Genomic DNA, 16,908 nt, shown 5'->3' with positions numbered 1-16,908 from the left:
ACAAAACATCGACTTTTGTCAATTTCCCGGGAAATATGGAACGAGCCAAATTCCACCGTTTACTTTATGAGCTGTTCACCATATAATGATATTAAATCCAATAAGAAAAGTAGGTTTTAATATGAAAACAATTCCAAAACCTCTAGTCATGGCTAATCAMTGGACAATTGTATTGTCTGTAATCATTGCGCTTATTACACAGTCAGCATGGATTTTACTCGTTCCACTTGTCGCAAATCTTTCGAGCTTATTAACTGGGTTTCATCCGATATTAGCTATAGTAAAACGATTTTTACCCAAACCTGCAAATGCATATATTCAAGAAGATTACGCCCAACTAAGATTTAACCAGTGGCTAGCTGTTAGCTTCTTATTCGTTGCAAGTGTCAGTTTTTTATTAAATTGGTCTATATTATTTATAGTCGCCACAATCATGGTCGGTTTAGCTGCACTAGTTGCAATCCTTGGATTTTGTATTGGTTGCTTTGTACGTTTCCAATATCAGCAATGGAATTATCGTCGAAAAAATTCAGCAACTTAATAAACCAAAAACAGCCTACTGATTTTTTCAGTTAGGCTGTTTTCTATTACTTCGTTTCTCGATGAAGTGTTACTCTTTTTAAACGTGGACAGTACTTTTTTAGTTCTATACGTTCTGGATTATTACGTTTATTCTTTTTCGTGATATAATTTCTATCCCCTGTTTCTGTGCATGCTAATGTAATATTAACTCTCAAAACTAGACCTCCAATTAAATCGTAATGGTTACGTTTTATATATTAAACAATAATTTCATCCATGTCAATTAGTTTTGTTTTTCCAACACGATTTCCATACCCCAAAAGAAAAAGGTTGCCTTCAAGTAGAAAAACTACTCATAAGACAACCTTTTCCTCTATTATTCTCCTAAGTCTACGTTATGGTAAACTTGTTGAACATCTTCTAAATCTTCAATTGCATCGATCATTTTTTCGAATTGTGCTTGTGCATCTGCATCCAATGAAATATCATTTTGTGCAAGCATTGTTAGCTCTGCAACTGTAAACTCTTCAACACCAGCAGCTCTTAAGGCTTCTTGTACTGCATGAAATTGATCTGGCTCAGCGTAAACGATTACCGAGTCATCTTCTTCTAAAATATCACGAGCATCAACGTCTGCTTCCATCAGAAGTTCTAACACTTCATCCGCTGTTTTTCCTTCTAAACCAATTACTGCAGTTGCATCAAACATATATGCAACCGAACCGCTGACACCCATGTTTCCGCCATTTTTACCGAATGCAGCGCGTACATCAGATGCTGTACGGTTTACATTGTTTGTTAACGCATCGACGATTACCATAGAACCGCTTGGGCCGAAACCTTCGTAACGAAGCTCGTCATAGCTTTCTTCTGATCCGCCTTTTGCCTTCTCAATTGCTTTATCAATAATATGCTTTGGCACACTGTATGTTTTAGCACGCTCTAGTACTACTTTTAACGCTTGGTTAGAAATAGGATCTGGTTCGCCTTGTCTTGCAGCTACATATATTTCACGTCCAAACTTCGCGTAAATACGGCTAGTATTTGCATCTTTGGAAGCTTTCTTCTCTTTAATATTATTCCATTTACGACCCATAAAGTCCCACTCTCTTTCGATTCGTTTTCTACTTTAGTATTATACATTAATTACTTAGCCCATAGCAAAATAAATACATTAACTTCCATATGTTTCTTGTAAAAACGTAATAGATCTGTCGATTAATTCTTTTAATACTTCTACATCAATATCAGCGACTTTATTAATATACACACATGCTTTTCCAGAAGTATGCTTACCAAATCTCTCTAAAATGACTTCCCGTTCTGTATCGCCAGTTGCAAAATATAAACTAATTTTCGCTTTACGAGGAGAAAACCCTACAAGCGGTGCGTCTCCTTCATGCCCTGTCGCATACTTATAATGATAAGATCCAAAACCAATAATGCTTGGTCCCCACATTTTCGCCTCATAGCCAGTTGCTTCACCGAAAATTTCCAGCAACTTATAAGCTTCTTCTCTCTTATTAAGGCTGTCTACGTTTTCAATAAATTCAATAACACTTTTGTCTGTTTCCTTCATCTTTTGTTCGTATTTCGCCAAGTTAACATCCCCTTTAGAATATTATCCTCATTTTACAGGTATTTCTCATTTTTGACGAACTAAAAACGAGCCTTTCTCGATTGCTCGAAAAAAAGCTCGTCCCTTGCACTATTTAGATGGTTTGATTAAGAAACCACCGTTAAATCTAGTTGGTTCGTATGAAATGATAAAAGCTTTCGGCGATAAAGAAAGAATGTAATCTCTGAGTTTTAATTCGTTTTTTCGTTTGGCTAATACTTTCATACAAAGTCGTTTTCCATCTTTGCCGTCCGCAACCCACGATGTTACCCCGTAACCTTTTGCACGGACTTGAATCGGAATTTCAATTTCTAATGAATCGACGATCACATCGAATACAACATAGCCTAGTGCTAATCGATTTTCAATAATACTTCCACAATATACGCCAAGACCCCATCCAACACAATAAGCAACGATATTTAAAGGCTCATCAAGATTATCAAGAACCATCGTTAATCCCATTAAATAGACAAACACTTCTGCCATAGACAAGAACGATGCTACTACTCTGTAACCTTTAATAACTAATATCAAACGCAGAGTAGTTAGTGTCATGTATACAACATTAATAACAATAATAAGCAATATGATATCCATATTCACTTCCACCTTTCTTACGTAATACCGTGGCTTTCGTCGAGTATTCAAATCATTATACAGCATTTCTTTGAAAATGGTATTAAAACTCTTTTCATCTTTTGTAAAATAAAACAGGGGCTCTCTGATTTATCCAGAATGCCCCTTCTTCGTTATAAAAGTTCTTTCTCCAATATAATTTTATGCTTCCCTTTTTCACTAGTAAAAGTTTCGATCACATCAAAACCGACTTTAATATTGAGCAGGAGCATTTCTCTTCTATTATTCCGAGAAATAGTGCGTACTTTCGTATAGCCAAGTGATTTTACAAGACTATGCTGCCTGCGCATGAGTTCCGATGCAATCCCTTTTCCACGATACTTAGAATGGACGCCACCGAGCCAGCTATAAAATGTTTGATCATTAATTTCATATCCAATTTTAAAACCTACAACATGATTATTATCTATTGCTACAAATATTAGCAGATTCCTCTTCTGAGTGAGCTCTTCTCCCCCTAGCTCTGCTCCTTCAAAAACATGCTTATGTAGCTCCATAATGCCTTTTAGCACATTAGTCTCTGGTATCTCCCTATAATATATATATTCCATCTAATCGTTCCCCTTTATATCCGCTTCCGCTATTTTCTTTAATTGGAGTGCTCTAGAACTAATAAAATTCTTCATGTATCTCTCTAAGAACAGTTTATCTGCTAGCTTTCCTAGCACTCCAAGTGGGGCTCTATACGAAAATGTATCTTTCATTACCGTTCCTTTGTCATATTCACTAAATTCATGTGTATGTGTAAACGAATGAAAAGCCCCCCGAATCATCACATCTGTAAAGGTATGCGGCATATTCATGTTGATGATTTTTGCAGTTAGTCGCTGCTTCATACCAAAATGGGTCGCTTCCCATGTAACGCTATCCTCCAGTTGCAATAGCCCTGTCGTTATACCTGCTACTGCTTTTTCGTTTGTATTGGTAGTTGTTGCTGTATGTATTTCCACGTTTCGAGCAAGGTCAAAACATTTTACTAGTGGGGCTTCGATATCTATTTCGTGTATTATTACAGGCATCACTTCCATCCCCCTCTTACGTTTTTTCTTTCATATCACGCTTATCCGTTTTGACATCTATCCATTCAATAATTTCCCCTGTTTGTTTTAGTTTCACTCCAGTTAGCTTGTTGCCAAAAACAGCAGCTGTATCTATATTCCAAGAGTTACTGTCTGCCTTATATATTGGTGAATCCCCTGGTGTATGGCCGATAATTTGCAGTTTTTGTATGTTTTTCAATGGACTTCTATTCCATAAAATTCCGTGTTCGCTTGTTCCATTGAATGGATTATTGGCTAACTCGGAAATACCTGCATGACTTAAAAAAACGTAATCATTTCCCCAAAACAAGGGCATATTTCGCAACCATCTTACATCATCTTGTATGTCTTCGTCAGCTGCTAAATATTGATGCAATGTTTCGGAGCCACCTTGCTTTAACCAATTATTGTTTGGTGGGTTTGTTATATGTTCAATCATCTCCAATTCATGGTTACCTTTTAAAAAAACTGCTTGATCCATATATTCTTTCTTTAATTGCCTTGCTAACTTTACAACGTATGGCGATCCGGTACCTCGGTCTATTAAATCACCTAGCTGAATGAGTATTTCTGTTTTTTTATCCCATTGGTCAATCATCTTCACAAATGTTTCGTAACAGCCATGGACATCCCCAATGACAAATAAGTTCAAATAAATTTCTCCTCATCATCTTTTTTATACTATACGCATGATGTTGGCTAACTATTTTGTTACTTAAAAAGGGCTTTCGCTTTGTAAGTTGTTATATAATAAGCATAATATGAGCAAGAATGTTCTGTCTACTAGCCCACTCGAAAGGAAGGGGAATACGATTGAGAAACCGAGGAGCAACTGTCATTATCGAGAACGGACGAATTGCCTTAATCAAAAGAACGAAACCACATATAACTTACTATGTGTTTCCAGGTGGTGGTATTGAGGAAGGAGAAACGCCAGAGGAAGCTGCAATTCGAGAAACGCATGAAGAACTAGGGGTGCATGTACGTATTCAACGTCCCTTTAAAATCTTAGAATATAACGGAAGGCAACATTTTTTCCTCGCTGATATTATTGGTGGCAAATTCGGAACAGGTACAGGAGAAGAATACTCTCACACTTCCGTGCAACGGGGACTCTATGAACCGACATGGATTGACCTCAATGATCTTTCCTCTTTAGACGTTCGACCTAAAGTAATTGTGGAACTTCTATTAGCAAAATGAAAAACAGTCCAAAGTGAGCATACAATGACAGGATTAGATAGTAGCTCTTTATTATGATAGTTACAAGGAGTGAGAGCCATGGCTTGGGTTGAGTCGATACAAAAAGCAATTAATTATATAGAAGATCATTTACTTGATAATTTGACGATGGAACAAATTGCAAAGGTAGCAAATTCTTCTGTTTTTCATTTCCAACGGACATTTGCCATTTTAACAGATATGTCCATCGCAGATTATATTCGCCGTAGAAGATTAACTTTAGCGGCACTGGAATTAATGAATAGCGATATCAAAATAATCGACCTATCCTACAAATATGGCTACGACACTCCCGAAGCTTTTACGAAAGCCTTTCGAAAGCAGCATGGCGTGACGCCGAGTGATGCACGAAAGAAACTAGGTAATTTACAATCATACAATCGCCTGGTCATCCAGGTAAGCTTGAAGGGGGCTGAACCAATGAACTATAAAATTGTGGAGAAAGAAAGTTTTCTAGTAGTTGGGATAAAAAGAACATACAATTGTAAAACAGGTGAAAATTTGGAGAATATCCCGTTATTTTGGGATGAAGTGAATACAAATGGTACAGATGATTTGCTATTCCAATTAAACGATGGAGAAGTTGAAGGTGTATTAGGCGTTTGTGTAGTAGATGAAAGCCAGAAAGATACCGACTTAATGGACTACTGGATTGCTTCTTCACATGTGGGTGACGTTCCAGAAAATTTATCTTCCCTAGAAATCCCTGCTTCGAAGTGGGTTATTTTTGAAGTACACGGGCCAATGCCACATGCCATGCAAGATACATGGAAACAAATATATTCCGAATGGTTTCCTTCTAATCCATATGTCCCTGCTGGAACTCCGGAGTTAGAAGTATATTCTAGTGGAAATGCTTCGAATGAGGATTATTATTCAGAAATTTGGATACCGATTAAATAAAAGAAAACCCGAAGAGCTATTTAGTTGCTCCTCGGGTTTTCTTATAGATACTTAATTAGCTAGATTTAATTGCCATGAAACGCCAAACTTATCTTGTACCCAGCCAAACTTTTTGCTAAAGCCGTAATTGTTAATCGGCATTAAGGCATGTCCGCCTTCCAAGAGCTGTGCATATGCTTCATCGAGTTCCTCTTCAGAATCACATTCCACGAACATTGAAATCGATGGTGTAAAAGTGAATGCATGTTGGATTGAGCTATCATGGCACAGAAATTCTTGTCCATTAATGGAAAATACCGCTTGCGATACTTCCCCTTCTTTTCCTGGTCCTTCCGCTCCGTAACGAGCTAAACGAATGACCTCCGATTCTTTAAAAATGGAAGTGTAAAAATTAATTGCTTCTTCTGCTCGCCCTTCGAACATTAAAAATGGCGTAAGTTTAGACATACCGTTCCATACCTCCAGTTTTTATTTCCTATGATTACTATAGCTTATTTTAACAGATATATGAAAACTTCCTATATTTATGTTAGTGTTTTCTTATGAAAAAAATTATTCCTTTACTCTTTTTACTAGTCGTGGTTTTCATTTCATCTGGTCAAACAGCCGAACAGCAATCTTTGATACCGATGCTTGAGAAGTGGTTACCGGGTAGGCCTTTGGAGTCTTTTCTATCCGTATTTCAAATTCCTTACTGGGGCATTCTAGTTTCCATTGAAGAACGTGGATACTATGCATTCATTGAGTTTTTGATTCGAAAAGGGACCCATTTCTTTTATTTTGGCATAATCGCCATGGCCATCTATGCTGCTCTACCAAAATTCAAATATCGAATAATTACAGCTGTTATCCTTACGATGCTCTTTGCAGTAGCGGATGAACTACATCAATCATTCACGAGTGGACGCACAGCTTCTGCTCAAGATGTGATACTTGATACGGCGGGTGCTATAACTGCGCTTACCCTGTTGACTTGCATACGACTGTTCAAACAAAGAAAATCCGCGAAGGAATAGTCCTTGAGCGGATTTTCTTCCAATTTAAATCTTTTGCACACGCAAAGCATACTTAACAGTTCGAAAGATAATGGAAATCGGTATAAGGGAACTAAGTAATAATAACCCTAAAAGAATTTGGTTCAAGGTACTTCGTTCATTTACATAGTAATTCGAAAAATTAATCCACCATACATAAGATAGCATCACTAATTGATAACCCACGAAGCTTGCATTCATTAACATTACTTTGCGAACTTGTCTTTTCTTCTCTGCAGAATCATATGTAAAACGTGGTTGCTCCTCGCCGATTTCATACTCTTTTTGCCATATCGAATACTTGGCAAACCAAGAGGAAGAAGTGAATACTAACTGCCATCCTGCGTTTTTATGAATATCATAGTAATTCGGTGAAGCTTTCAATTGATAGTCATACACGTACGATACAAGTTTTGGACTGTCCTTCTCAAAAACAAATTCGGGTCCCATTTTACTTACTCGAACGAGATGATTCCCTTGCATTGCCATGTCTGAAAGCCAGTTTTCCAATAAATCTGGTGCGTACATCCAGCCGAATCTCCATTTAGAAAATGTCTTCCCAACAGGCCTCACCGTGTCAACAGATGCACTAAAAAACTTAACATTGAATGCTCTTAATTTTCTTGTCATATATATCGTTAAAACAATAACTGCGATAGCTTGTAAAAAGTAAAGAATTGTAATAGACCATAATGGACTCGGCACAATGTTTGACTCTTCCGGAAAAAATAACAAGGACGACATCGCTACAACAAATGACGTTAACTGAATTCCATACAATACAGCAATACATGTCAAAACGAAAGAATGGATTCTATTCCTTTTTAAAACCCCTTCACGAGATGGGTACGTATGAATTGCCTGATTACTATTTTTAATGAATTTCCATTTATTCTCGGTCAATGAGTTTTCCCAGCCAGCATCTTCAAGCCTTCCTGCCAACTTGCTTTTGGATGTATCATATATGATTTGATATTCTACTTCTTCCTTTTCCGCTTCTTCAAATAAAAACTGACGTGAAAGCAAATGGACACCGACTAGTTTTTTTCCTTCTAATGCATAGGAGGATAACCAGCTTTCGGTCCTTTCCAAATCATAGCTCCAAAAAGGCCTCCATCTTTTAATCATCGAATTCCTCCTCAAACTTTAAGGCATTTGCGTGTAGCTCTTTTAATCTACTTATTTCATTTCTCATTAACTCTTTCCCAATAGGCGAAACTTCGTAAATTATTTTTCTGCTCTCATCTGCATAAACCGTAACAATCTCATCACGTTGCATTTTCTTCAACGTCCCATAAATGGTACCGGATCCAAGGATAATCCGTCCGCCCGTTAACTCTTCCACATGCTTAATAATTCCATAGCCATGTCGGGGCGTGGTCAGCGACAATAAAATATAAAATGCCGTTTCGGTCATTGGAATATAGGATTTAATAACTTTATCGATTTTCAATTGGATCACACTCATTCTAGTTATTCACTATGTCGCATCGTTACTGTATCACATCGTGACATAAGTGGTCAATAATGTTCTTTTACTTTGGAAGATGACTTAGAATAGTAAAAGAGCAGAAGCACAAACCCTGCTATGACCGACCCGTTACAGCAGAATAAGAGGAATTACATATTAGAGAAAGTGCGTCGTAGTGAGTTGATTAGTGAGCGCTATGATTTTCACTGCAGTCGAACGCCGGTTGCAGCGAAAATCAATGGAAACTGCTTATTTATCCAGTATCGACTAACCGAAACGAAACTTTTTACAGGTTTTTCGAATGTGAGATACCAGAAAGTGGCTAAGGGCAACAAACTAGTCATTGAGAGCAACTAATTCTCTTCGGAAAGCAACTAAATCAGCGCGAGATCAACCAAATCCAATCGAAAGCAACCAAATTGCCGGTGAAAGCAATCAATGCTTGAAATAGCTCTTTACTTGGAGTGAGACGGCAATGAGTGCGTCGCATTATCCCTATGTCATCTACAAAATAAAAAAGTTATTCGCATACCTATTTTTTCAAATCCAAAAAAAATCTGCCAAGGCATAGTTCTTTAGCAGATTTTCTATCTATTATTTATTTTCGAGATCTCTTCAATAAAAATCCAAGCCCAAGCGTAACAACACTAAAAATTGTTAACATGAGATACATATTAATGACCGGTTTAAATTTAACTTTTTCAGGTGTAATTTCAAACACCCCTACTGGTTTAATAGCGAAATAGCCTCCTCCACCTTCACCTTGAGCAGCTGATGCCTTGTCACTCGCATCGGAAAAACCTCCGCCTCCACCAACATAATAATTTACTTTAGCAACAGGTAGTACACTTTTATCTTCGAGTTCAATTGGCTCTCCATAAACCAACGAAACATCCTTGCTGCGAGAGAATTTATCAAATATAGACCGAATAGGAGAATGATAAATGACTTGATTATCATCCGAGCTAGAAACTAACTTTTCTGCTTCTATAACCTTCTACCTCCTTATAAATAATTCAATAACTACTTCTACACTTTTCAAGTAAAACCTTCTATTTCAAACTAAGCACCATATGATCCTCATCGTAATATGTATCCCCTACTTTTAATGCTTTTCCTTCTATACCAAAAACTTTGAAACCCAATTGAGTGTACAGATTTATTGCTTTTTCATTAGTTGATACGACAGACAAATTTATCTTTTCAATTTCTTCTATTGATTTAGCTTTATTAATCGCTTGCATTAGTAATGCTTTTCCTCCTCCTAATCCACGCGCTTGTGGACTTACATACATGGCAAAAATATTGGCCCGATGCTTCATTTTTAGATAGCCTTCTTGGGATAACACAACCATTCCAACAAGCTTATCCTTATGAAATGCTCCGAAAGTATAATTGCCTTCCGTTTGTAGACTTTTTTCTACTTGTTCGATTGGATTCGTTCTTTGTATCGCTTCCTCATAACTAGTTCCAAAAGCTTCTGGGCTTTGTTGTAATGCTTCTAGCCTTAATTCCCAATAGGCACTTGCATCGTTTTTTGTTAATAATTTTATTTCCATTACTTACTCCTTTGCTTTCGTTTCTTTGAAAAAAATGAAATCCCTCTTACAAACATTATTCGTGAAGAATAATCGAAAATCCTTTGTAAGAGGTGATTCCTTATAAATTTATCGCTCGCTTTTTAAGTGACCACTCAATTCATTCAAGTTCATTTCACCTACGATTCCTACTTTATGCTTTCTAACAGAGACAATATTCATCTCCATTTCTTGATCTCCGACAATGAGCATATACGGGTGTTTTTGCATAGCTGCTTCTCGAATTTTTAAACCTATTTTCTCCACACGGTCATCAACTTCTACTCGATATCCTTCTTGTTCAAGTTGTAGCTTCACCTCTTCTGCATACGAGACATGTGCGTCTGCTATTGGTAAAATCTTCAGTTGAACAGGTGCTAACCAAAGTGGAAAGCTTCCTTGGAAATGCTCTAGAAGAATAGCTATGAAGCGCTCGATAGAACCATAAATCGCACGGTGAATCATAATTGGTTGGCATAGTTTATTGTCCTCATCGATATACTGGCAATTAAATTTTTCTGGCATTTGGAAATCGAGTTGGACTGTTCCACATTGCCAGCTGCGGCCAAGAGAATCTAAAATATGAAAATCAATTTTCGGACCGTAAAATGCCCCGTCTCCTTCGTTTACTTGATATGCTACTTGTTTTTTCTTTAGCACAGACTCAAGTGCTTGCTCCGCTTGATCCCAAGCTTCTACTGATCCCATAAAATCTTCCGGTCGAGTAGAAAGCTCGATTTTATAACTAAAACCAAACTCCGAATAAAATTCATCCACTAAGTCCAGTACTTTATCGATTTCGCTTTCTATTTGATCTTCCCGTACGAAAAGATGTGCATCATCTTGTGTGAATGCTCGAACTCTTAAAAGTCCATTTAACGAGCCGGATAACTCATGACGGTGCACTAAACCAAGCTCCGCATAACGAATTGGAAGCTCTCTATAACTTCTTTTTTTACTGTTGAAAATGAGCACTGCTCCTGGACAGTTCATCGGTTTAATAGCATACTTTTGTTCATCCACATTAGCAAAATACATATTTTCATGATAATGATCCCAGTGGCCTGACTGTTCCCAAAGCTCTTGCTTCATCATAATGGGAGTTTTGATCTCCTGGTAACCCGCTCTTTGATGCTTTACTCTCCAAAGGTTTTCAAGCTCGTTTCGTAACACCATACCTTTTGGCAAATAAAACGGCATTCCCGGCGCCTCTTCACTAGACATAAATAACTCCAATTGCTGACCTAACTTCTGATGGCTAATTCTTTCTTCTGCTTTATTTGACATTTTAAATTCCTCCTATTAATTGAAATGAAAAAGACCACACCCATCCCTGGTAAAGGGACGAGTGTGGTCGTGGTTCCACCCTAATTTTGTAGCACAAAAATTGTACTACTCTCATAAAAAGATAACGGTTTTCCCGAATAAGGATAATTGCAAATATTGCTTTCCCCTTAATAGCTCTAAGGTGGTAAATCATTCGTTTTTCTTTAAGGGCTCCCAGCCTATGACCCTGTTCTCTAATAAGAAAAAATTGAACTATTCATGTCCTTATCTTGGCTTGAATTATTAAATTTTAAATACAAAAAACCACACCCATCCCGGTAAAGGGACGAGTGTGGTCGTGGTTCCACCCTAATTTTGCAACACAAAAAATTGGATTGCGCTCATACAAGATAACGGTTTTCCCGAATGTGGATAATCGCAAAGTTCACTTTCCCCACAATAGCTCCAAGGTGGTAAATCATTCGTTTTTCTTAAGGGCTCCCAGCCTATGACCCTGTTCTCTAATAAGAAAATATGGATGATTCATGTCCTTTTCTTCGCTTGATTATACTTTATAAATTATTTTTTAGTATATGCAAAAAATTTCAAATAGTCAACACCCGAATAACTAGGAAAAGTTTGTTTTCCAACTAGATCCTCGATTATTCCATTTAGTACATTGATTTTCACAACTAAGAGCCTAGTTTTTACAACTAAATTCGTCTCTTTTAAAACTAACAAGGACAATTGAACATTTGACAGATTAACAATAAAAAAGTTACCTCAAATTACGTTTAAGACAACTTTTTTCCTGGATTCTTACTTTTTAATAGCGGCAATAGCTTCGATTTCAATTAATGCATCTTTTGGAAGTCGGCTTATTTCCACTGTAGATCTTGCAGGACGATGATTTCCTAGTTGCTTTCCATACACTTCATTCATGATAGAAAAATCATTCATATCTTTTAAAAAAATTGTAGTTTTAATAATATTCGCTATCGTAAGTCCTTCACTGGCCAATATTGCTTTAATATTTTCCATGACTTGATTAGTTTGTATAATAATATCGCTCTCTACTATTTCATTGGTTTGTGGATCGATGGGAGTTTGCCCAGATAAGAATAAAAAATTATCTATTTGAACTCCTTGAGAATATGGACCAATTGCATTAGGAGCTTTTTCTGTGAAAATAGTTTTGTACAATTAATTTCCGCTCCTTTCTAAGTAATCTGTTACTTTCTTTTTTATATAGACTATAGTTTCTCTTCTGAAGTCGTAGCTATTTCTATGCTATTATCTGATGTTTCGACTTCGAAGTTTAGTTTTTTGTTTAGCTTATTTTTTTTGCCTATTACCATTACATATATTAGTGCAACAATCATGTAGGCGACTGTCCCGATGATAATCTTGAATGATAAGGAGGACATAAGTAAGAATCCTTGAAAAAGTAATAAACATACCGCTATACAAACAATAGTATTCAAAGTTTTAGGAGCTAATTTAAATGGAGCTTTCTTATATTGTTCCGGATATTTCTTCGGTAATTGTGTTGCAGCAATAATAGGTATAACACCAGCAATCAAGAAAACGCCCGTTCCTAATGCTGAAATAACCGTTAGTGGTAATCCAGTAATTATTGGTATTGCTCCAATAATATAAATGATAGTCAACAACCAATGTGGTGTTCCATATTTTTCATTTACCTTCCCTAATGATTTAGGCAACCAACCATCTTCACAAGCAATCATGATCCCTTTCGTAACCCAAGATAGAGTTGCATTTAGCGTAGTAGCAAGCGCAAACATAGCTCCACCAACTATAAAGAAAACGAAGAGGGATTGCGGTAAGACTGCCTTCGCAACGTCTGTTAATGGCTTGTTAGCAACATCTGCAATGGGTAATACCCCCGCGGCAATTAAGGCCATAAAAGCATACAGAATACCAACTGATATTGTTGTTACGATAATTGTCAGCGGTATATCTCTTCCTGGATTTTTCATTTCTCCACCGAGCTCCGCAACCACAGATGCTCCGCCTGTTGCAAATGAAAGTAATCCTACTGCCATAAAAAATCCTACAAACCCACCAGGGAACATATCTTTCGCATTAAGGACACCGTAGTTAACTTCTGGCATTCCCCACATTACAAAGACAACCAAAGCTAAGAGTAAAATAACAACCATTAGTTTTTCAATAAGTGCAGCGAATTTTACTCCTACTAAATTCGCTATAAAAAATACAGTAAGAAGCGTGAATGCTACCAACTTAAGTGGTGCTGAGGGAACTAACCCTTGAACGTAATCTGCAAATGATATTGCATACATAGCTATCGTTAATTGGCCCAGTATGAACAGCGTCAGCCAAAAGAATCCTACTCTAGGAGACAAGAGCCTACTCGCATATTTGTAGTTTCCTCCTGTCGTTGGCAATGCGGAACCAAGAACTGCTGTAGGCAAAACCATAAACAATGTAAAAATGGATGAAACAATAAAAGCTAAAACAACTCCGCTTCCGGTCATTCCTATAGCAATACCAGTTAAAGCCATTACGCCAGCTCCAATAATTTGCCCCACACCGATACTCATTACATCCCCTAGACCTAATACCTTCTTTAACTTGGACTCTTCACTTGCCATTTAATACACCCCTTCTTTTTTTGAATATTCTGACTTATTATGATAAAAAAATAAGCTTTCACACTTATTTTTTATGAAGTTTTATTGCTTTGATGCAATTTACAATTTTATTTAATAGTTAATTATTCAAATTCCCTTGCAATTCTTTCAAACGCCTCTTTAATAACAGATCTCGGTGACGGCAGACAAATTCTTTGATACTGCAAGCCTTCTTCACCAAACATACTGCCATCTTCTAGCAGAACATTCGCTTTATTGTAAATTCGATCATGCACCTCCTCTGGAGAAAAACCGTAAGCACTGAAGTCCAACCACATGACATACGTTCCTTCCGGGATTCTCACTTTTACTTGAGGCATTTTTTCAGCTAAAAACTGAACCACCCAATTTATTGTGTCATCGATATATTCTTTCAACTGCTCTAACCAATCTTCACCCTCCTTATAAACCGCTATTAGTGCAGCGATTGTAAATGGTGATGCCAGTTGAAAGCCCATTTCTTCACTAAAAGTTGTTCGAAGCTCCGGATTTGATATAATCATATTTGTACAATGAAGTCCCGCAACATTAAATGTCTTATTAATAGCGGTACATGTAATAATATGGTCTACATTTTCTGTAACTTTTGCGATTGGGGTAAACGTTTGGTCACGTCTTATCAAATCTCCATGAATTTCATCCGCAATAATTACCACATTATTTTCTGCACAAATATCAGATAATCTCTTTAGTTCTTCTCTATTAAAGACTCTTCCTATTGGATTATGAGGGTTGCATAAGATGAATAGCTTCGTCTTTTCCTCTTTGGCTTTCGCTTCAAAATCTTCAAAGTCTATCGAATAATAGCCTTCGTCATCACATTTAAGCGCATTATTCACGACTTTCCTTCCGTTTTTTTCTAAGGCAGCTATAAAAGGCGGATAAACTGGGCGTTGAATGATGACTCCATCACCTGGATTCGTAAATGCTTTTACTGCAATATTCAGGGCATGAACTGTTCCAGGACTGTATACGATTTCTTCTTTTTTAATCTCCCAGTCATGTCTCCTTTTAAACCATTGTTGAATAGCTTCATAATACTCATTCGGAAATACAGAATAACCAAATATTCGATGATCCACAGTTTTATGCAATGCGTCTATTAATGGCTGAGGTACCGGCAAGTCCATATCTGCTGTAAATAAAGGTAGCGTCTCTTCATCATATCTTTCCGTAATACCAATCTCCTTGATTAATTCACCGCCATCCCATTTTAGCGAATAGGTTCCTCTCCGATTTATTATTTCATCAAAGTTATATTTCACTAGATATGCCCCTTTCAAATTTTGTTTAAGTATCTATATACGGTGGCCTCGGATGTTTTTAGATGCAATGCAACTTCAGATACAGCACCTTTAATCAAAAACACACCTTTCTCGTTTAATTGTTTTACTACCTCCATTTTTTCATTGGCTGACATTCTATACGGTGGAATATTCGTTTCTGATATAGTTTTCGAAATAACAGAAGTAGTCAAGTCTTCAATGGACGTATGAAGATCTTCAATCGGATCACACGCATTATCAAGTAAATTCCCACCTTGTTGTAAGTTGTTTGTCTGCACCTCATGAATTCCACTAATTAAACTATCTAATAGATTTCTAGTATCAACCATCTTACTTACGTCCATATTTAAGCAGAGCATTCCAACCACTTTTTTGTTGTTATCTTTAATGAAGAACGTGGATGATCGTAAAATTTTACCGTCTTGTGTTTTCCCGGAATAATTAATTAAGTAGTTTTTTTCCTTATACGATTTATCCTTTAATATTTTCAATGCTAAATCCGTTAAGGAACCACCTACTTTTCGGTTGCTAATATGTCCATTTTTTATCGCCACAATAGAGTGCTCAATATTACTTACGTCATGAAGAACTACCTCACAATTATTACCCATGGCCAATCCTATAAAATCTACCATTTGAATAAAAGGTTGTAATTGAGAGGGTATGTTAGTATGCATTTTGGATATCCCATCTCCTTTTATTTGATTTCCACGAAGCCCTTGCATTCATCTCAACATAGGATAAAAAATTTTTATCGTGATAATTTATTTTTATTATTTATGTAGCCTGATTATGACAGAGATTAAAAATATTTTTACTGGAACTAAACTAAAAAAACGTTCATCAATTAATTGATGAACGTTTCTTGTGCAACCTCTTATTTACTTAAAAAATTCTGTTTTATCCCTCATACGCATTCAAAGCATTCACACTATGCGCCAGTGCAGAACCTGCTTTTAAAGCCGTTGCCACAAAGATAGCTTCAGTGATTTCTTCTAAAGAAATGCCTAATTGTTTTGCTTTTTGCGTGTGTGCCTCAATACAGTACGCACATCCAGTTACATGCGCAACGGCAATAGCCATTAGTTCTTTATCTTTCTGACTTATTAACCCTGGTTTCATCGCTTCCATATCGAATTTATTGAATGCCTTAAAGGCGTCTGGATTTGCCCCGCCCAATTCTTTAAACCTTGCCATATTCGATCTTTTATAAAGCTCGTCATCATCTCCGCCATCAAAAGCATTCAGTCCATTTAACCCGTGAGCAAGTGCAGAACCGGCTTTTAATGCAGTTGCGACCATCACTGCTTCCAACATTTCCTCTTTTGAAGCTTCCAACTTTTTCGCTGCGGTTACATGTGCTTCAATACAATAAGGGCATCCAGTTACATGCGCAACCGCTATGGCAATTAATTCTTTCGTTCTCTTTGGAATTAAACCTTCTGCTAAAGCTAATTGGTCAAATGCAACAAATGCTTTAAACGTATCCGGAGCGAGCTTCCCTAATTCTATTAATCTTTTGGCGTTCGATTTTACATATAAACTATCATTTGTCATTTAAAAGCCTCCATTTTTTATCTATTTAGTTTTACTAATCATAGATTATGTCTATTAAATAGAATTCATTCGTAACGT

At 36.8% G+C, this 16,908-nt stretch carries 22 protein-coding genes and 2 other annotated features; of the genes, 4 read left to right on the top strand and 18 right to left on the bottom strand.

The window, feature by feature from the left end; genetic code table 11:
• Positions 1 to 121 precede the first annotated feature (121 nt).
• Positions 122 to 541 carry a DUF4395 domain-containing protein gene (locus AC1DFT_RS10280; protein WP_477919104.1) on the top strand — a complete coding sequence of 140 codons (420 nt, stop codon included), beginning with the start codon at positions 122 to 124 and terminating at the stop codon, positions 539 to 541.
• A 46-nt stretch (positions 542 to 587) separates the two neighbouring features.
• On the opposite strand, the gene rpmG is transcribed toward AC1DFT_RS10280, so the two are convergent.
• From rpmG to AC1DFT_RS10245, 7 genes are all read right to left on the bottom strand, one after another.
• Positions 588 to 737: a 50S ribosomal protein L33 gene (rpmG, locus tag AC1DFT_RS10275; protein ID WP_342527110.1), complete on the bottom strand. Its 150-nt coding sequence runs from the start codon at positions 735 to 737 to the stop codon at positions 588 to 590.
• A 161-nt stretch (positions 738 to 898) separates the two neighbouring features.
• Positions 899 to 1,618: a YebC/PmpR family DNA-binding transcriptional regulator gene (locus AC1DFT_RS10270; protein ID WP_477919103.1), complete on the bottom strand. Its 720-nt coding sequence runs from the start codon at positions 1,616 to 1,618 to the stop codon at positions 899 to 901.
• A 78-nt stretch (positions 1,619 to 1,696) separates the two neighbouring features.
• Positions 1,697 to 2,101 (bottom strand): DUF1801 domain-containing protein, encoded by a 405-nt coding sequence (locus AC1DFT_RS10265; RefSeq protein ID WP_477919198.1) that lies wholly within the window; start codon positions 2,099 to 2,101, stop codon positions 1,697 to 1,699.
• 129 nt (positions 2,102 to 2,230) lie between these two features.
• Positions 2,231 to 2,740: a DUF2179 domain-containing protein gene (locus AC1DFT_RS10260; protein WP_477919102.1), complete on the bottom strand. Its 510-nt coding sequence runs from the start codon at positions 2,738 to 2,740 to the stop codon at positions 2,231 to 2,233.
• Positions 2,741 to 2,892: 152 nt separating this feature from the next.
• Positions 2,893 to 3,330 carry a GNAT family N-acetyltransferase gene (locus tag AC1DFT_RS10255; protein ID WP_477919101.1) on the bottom strand — a complete coding sequence of 146 codons (438 nt, stop codon included), beginning with the start codon at positions 3,328 to 3,330 and terminating at the stop codon, positions 2,893 to 2,895.
• A complete protein-coding gene (locus tag AC1DFT_RS10250) occupies positions 3,331 to 3,798 on the bottom strand; it encodes an SRPBCC family protein (protein WP_477919100.1) in 468 nt (155 codons plus the stop codon). It abuts the gene before it with no gap.
• 16 nt (positions 3,799 to 3,814) lie between these two features.
• Entirely contained in the window at positions 3,815 to 4,471 is a 657-nt protein-coding gene (locus AC1DFT_RS10245; protein WP_477919099.1) for a metallophosphoesterase family protein, read from the bottom strand.
• Between the two features lie 161 nt (positions 4,472 to 4,632).
• Between AC1DFT_RS10245 and AC1DFT_RS10240 the strand changes: the two genes are divergently transcribed.
• Positions 4,633 to 5,022: an NUDIX hydrolase gene (locus tag AC1DFT_RS10240; protein WP_477919098.1), complete on the top strand. Its 390-nt coding sequence runs from the start codon at positions 4,633 to 4,635 to the stop codon at positions 5,020 to 5,022.
• Positions 5,023 to 5,100: 78 nt separating this feature from the next.
• A complete protein-coding gene (locus AC1DFT_RS10235; protein ID WP_477919097.1) occupies positions 5,101 to 5,964 on the top strand; it encodes an AraC family transcriptional regulator in 864 nt (287 codons plus the stop codon).
• Positions 5,965 to 6,015: 51 nt separating this feature from the next.
• On the opposite strand, the gene AC1DFT_RS10230 is transcribed toward AC1DFT_RS10235, so the two are convergent.
• The gene (locus tag AC1DFT_RS10230) at positions 6,016 to 6,411 is read right to left on the bottom strand and encodes a VOC family protein (protein WP_477919096.1); all 396 of its coding nucleotides are present in this window, start codon (positions 6,409 to 6,411) and stop codon (positions 6,016 to 6,018) included.
• 95 nt (positions 6,412 to 6,506) lie between these two features.
• Here AC1DFT_RS10230 and AC1DFT_RS10225 point away from each other — a divergent pair, with 95 nt between their 5' ends.
• Positions 6,507 to 6,980 (top strand): VanZ family protein, encoded by a 474-nt coding sequence (locus AC1DFT_RS10225; RefSeq protein ID WP_477919095.1) that lies wholly within the window; start codon positions 6,507 to 6,509, stop codon positions 6,978 to 6,980.
• 24 nt (positions 6,981 to 7,004) lie between these two features.
• Here AC1DFT_RS10225 and AC1DFT_RS10220 read toward each other — a convergent pair whose 3' ends face one another.
• The 10 genes from AC1DFT_RS10220 to AC1DFT_RS10175 all read right to left on the bottom strand — a co-directional run bounded on the left by AC1DFT_RS10220 (position 7,005) and on the right by AC1DFT_RS10175 (position 16,830).
• Positions 7,005 to 8,126: a DUF2812 domain-containing protein gene (locus AC1DFT_RS10220; protein ID WP_477919094.1), complete on the bottom strand. Its 1,122-nt coding sequence runs from the start codon at positions 8,124 to 8,126 to the stop codon at positions 7,005 to 7,007.
• Positions 8,119 to 8,451 (bottom strand): PadR family transcriptional regulator, encoded by a 333-nt coding sequence (locus tag AC1DFT_RS10215; RefSeq protein ID WP_477919093.1) that lies wholly within the window; start codon positions 8,449 to 8,451, stop codon positions 8,119 to 8,121. The genes AC1DFT_RS10220 and AC1DFT_RS10215 overlap by 8 nt, the downstream gene beginning before the upstream one ends.
• 616 nt (positions 8,452 to 9,067) lie before the next feature.
• Complete coding sequence (locus AC1DFT_RS10210) at positions 9,068 to 9,355, bottom strand: GerW family sporulation protein (protein WP_477919092.1); 288 nt, start codon at positions 9,353 to 9,355, stop codon at positions 9,068 to 9,070.
• 166 nt (positions 9,356 to 9,521) lie between these two features.
• On the bottom strand, positions 9,522 to 10,028 hold the full coding sequence (locus tag AC1DFT_RS10205; protein WP_477919091.1) for a GNAT family N-acetyltransferase: 507 nt from the start codon (positions 10,026 to 10,028) through the stop codon (positions 9,522 to 9,524).
• A gap of 108 nt (positions 10,029 to 10,136) precedes the next feature.
• The gene (thrS, locus tag AC1DFT_RS10200; RefSeq protein WP_477919090.1) at positions 10,137 to 11,333 is read right to left on the bottom strand and encodes a threonine--tRNA ligase; all 1,197 of its coding nucleotides are present in this window, start codon (positions 11,331 to 11,333) and stop codon (positions 10,137 to 10,139) included.
• 50 nt (positions 11,334 to 11,383) lie between these two features.
• Positions 11,384 to 11,613 (bottom strand) — a binding site (T-box leader).
• Between the two features lie 38 nt (positions 11,614 to 11,651).
• Positions 11,652 to 11,879, bottom strand: a binding site (T-box leader).
• A gap of 252 nt (positions 11,880 to 12,131) precedes the next feature.
• The gene (locus AC1DFT_RS10195; RefSeq protein ID WP_477919089.1) at positions 12,132 to 12,515 is read right to left on the bottom strand and encodes a RidA family protein; all 384 of its coding nucleotides are present in this window, start codon (positions 12,513 to 12,515) and stop codon (positions 12,132 to 12,134) included.
• Between the two features lie 50 nt (positions 12,516 to 12,565).
• Entirely contained in the window at positions 12,566 to 13,948 is a 1,383-nt protein-coding gene (locus AC1DFT_RS10190) for an APC family permease (RefSeq protein WP_477919088.1), read from the bottom strand.
• A gap of 122 nt (positions 13,949 to 14,070) precedes the next feature.
• Positions 14,071 to 15,252 carry a MalY/PatB family protein gene (locus AC1DFT_RS10185; RefSeq protein WP_477919087.1) on the bottom strand — a complete coding sequence of 394 codons (1,182 nt, stop codon included), beginning with the start codon at positions 15,250 to 15,252 and terminating at the stop codon, positions 14,071 to 14,073.
• A gap of 14 nt (positions 15,253 to 15,266) precedes the next feature.
• Positions 15,267 to 15,950 (bottom strand): helix-turn-helix transcriptional regulator, encoded by a 684-nt coding sequence (locus tag AC1DFT_RS10180; RefSeq protein WP_477919086.1) that lies wholly within the window; start codon positions 15,948 to 15,950, stop codon positions 15,267 to 15,269.
• A gap of 223 nt (positions 15,951 to 16,173) precedes the next feature.
• Positions 16,174 to 16,830, bottom strand: a complete 657-nt coding sequence (locus tag AC1DFT_RS10175; RefSeq protein ID WP_477919085.1) for a carboxymuconolactone decarboxylase family protein — start codon at positions 16,828 to 16,830, stop codon at positions 16,174 to 16,176.
• Positions 16,831 to 16,908 lie beyond the last annotated feature (78 nt).

This window comes from Psychrobacillus sp. 05T411 (genome assembly GCF_056396485.1).
Note: the sequence above shows the minus strand (reverse complement) of the source record. Positions and strands in the feature narration are given on the sequence as shown.

Bases quoted from the DNA above. Each gene is read 5' to 3' on its own strand.
- AC1DFT_RS10265 (WP_477919198.1), bottom strand. From the start codon at position 2,101: ATGAAGGAAACAGACAAAAGTGTTATTGAATTTATTGAAAACGTAGAC.
- thrS (WP_477919090.1), bottom strand. From the start codon at position 11,333: ATGTCAAATAAAGCAGAAGAAAGAATTAGCCATCAGAAGTTAGGTCAG.
- AC1DFT_RS10260 (WP_477919102.1), bottom strand. From the start codon at position 2,740: ATGGATATCATATTGCTTATTATTGTTATTAATGTTGTATACATGACA.
- AC1DFT_RS10270 (WP_477919103.1), bottom strand. From the start codon at position 1,618: ATGGGTCGTAAATGGAATAATATTAAAGAGAAGAAAGCTTCCAAAGAT.
- AC1DFT_RS10190 (WP_477919088.1), bottom strand. From the start codon at position 13,948: ATGGCAAGTGAAGAGTCCAAGTTAAAGAAGGTATTAGGTCTAGGGGAT.
- AC1DFT_RS10255 (WP_477919101.1), bottom strand. From the start codon at position 3,330: ATGGAATATATATATTATAGGGAGATACCAGAGACTAATGTGCTAAAA.
- AC1DFT_RS10250 (WP_477919100.1), bottom strand. From the start codon at position 3,798: ATGCCTGTAATAATACACGAAATAGATATCGAAGCCCCACTAGTAAAA.
- AC1DFT_RS10235 (WP_477919097.1), top strand. From the start codon at position 5,101: ATGGCTTGGGTTGAGTCGATACAAAAAGCAATTAATTATATAGAAGAT.
- AC1DFT_RS10180 (WP_477919086.1), bottom strand. From the start codon at position 15,950: ATGCATACTAACATACCCTCTCAATTACAACCTTTTATTCAAATGGTA.
- AC1DFT_RS10205 (WP_477919091.1), bottom strand. From the start codon at position 10,028: ATGGAAATAAAATTATTAACAAAAAACGATGCAAGTGCCTATTGGGAA.
- AC1DFT_RS10220 (WP_477919094.1), bottom strand. From the start codon at position 8,126: ATGATTAAAAGATGGAGGCCTTTTTGGAGCTATGATTTGGAAAGGACC.
- AC1DFT_RS10230 (WP_477919096.1), bottom strand. From the start codon at position 6,411: ATGTCTAAACTTACGCCATTTTTAATGTTCGAAGGGCGAGCAGAAGAA.
- AC1DFT_RS10225 (WP_477919095.1), top strand. From the start codon at position 6,507: ATGAAAAAAATTATTCCTTTACTCTTTTTACTAGTCGTGGTTTTCATT.
- AC1DFT_RS10175 (WP_477919085.1), bottom strand. From the start codon at position 16,830: ATGACAAATGATAGTTTATATGTAAAATCGAACGCCAAAAGATTAATA.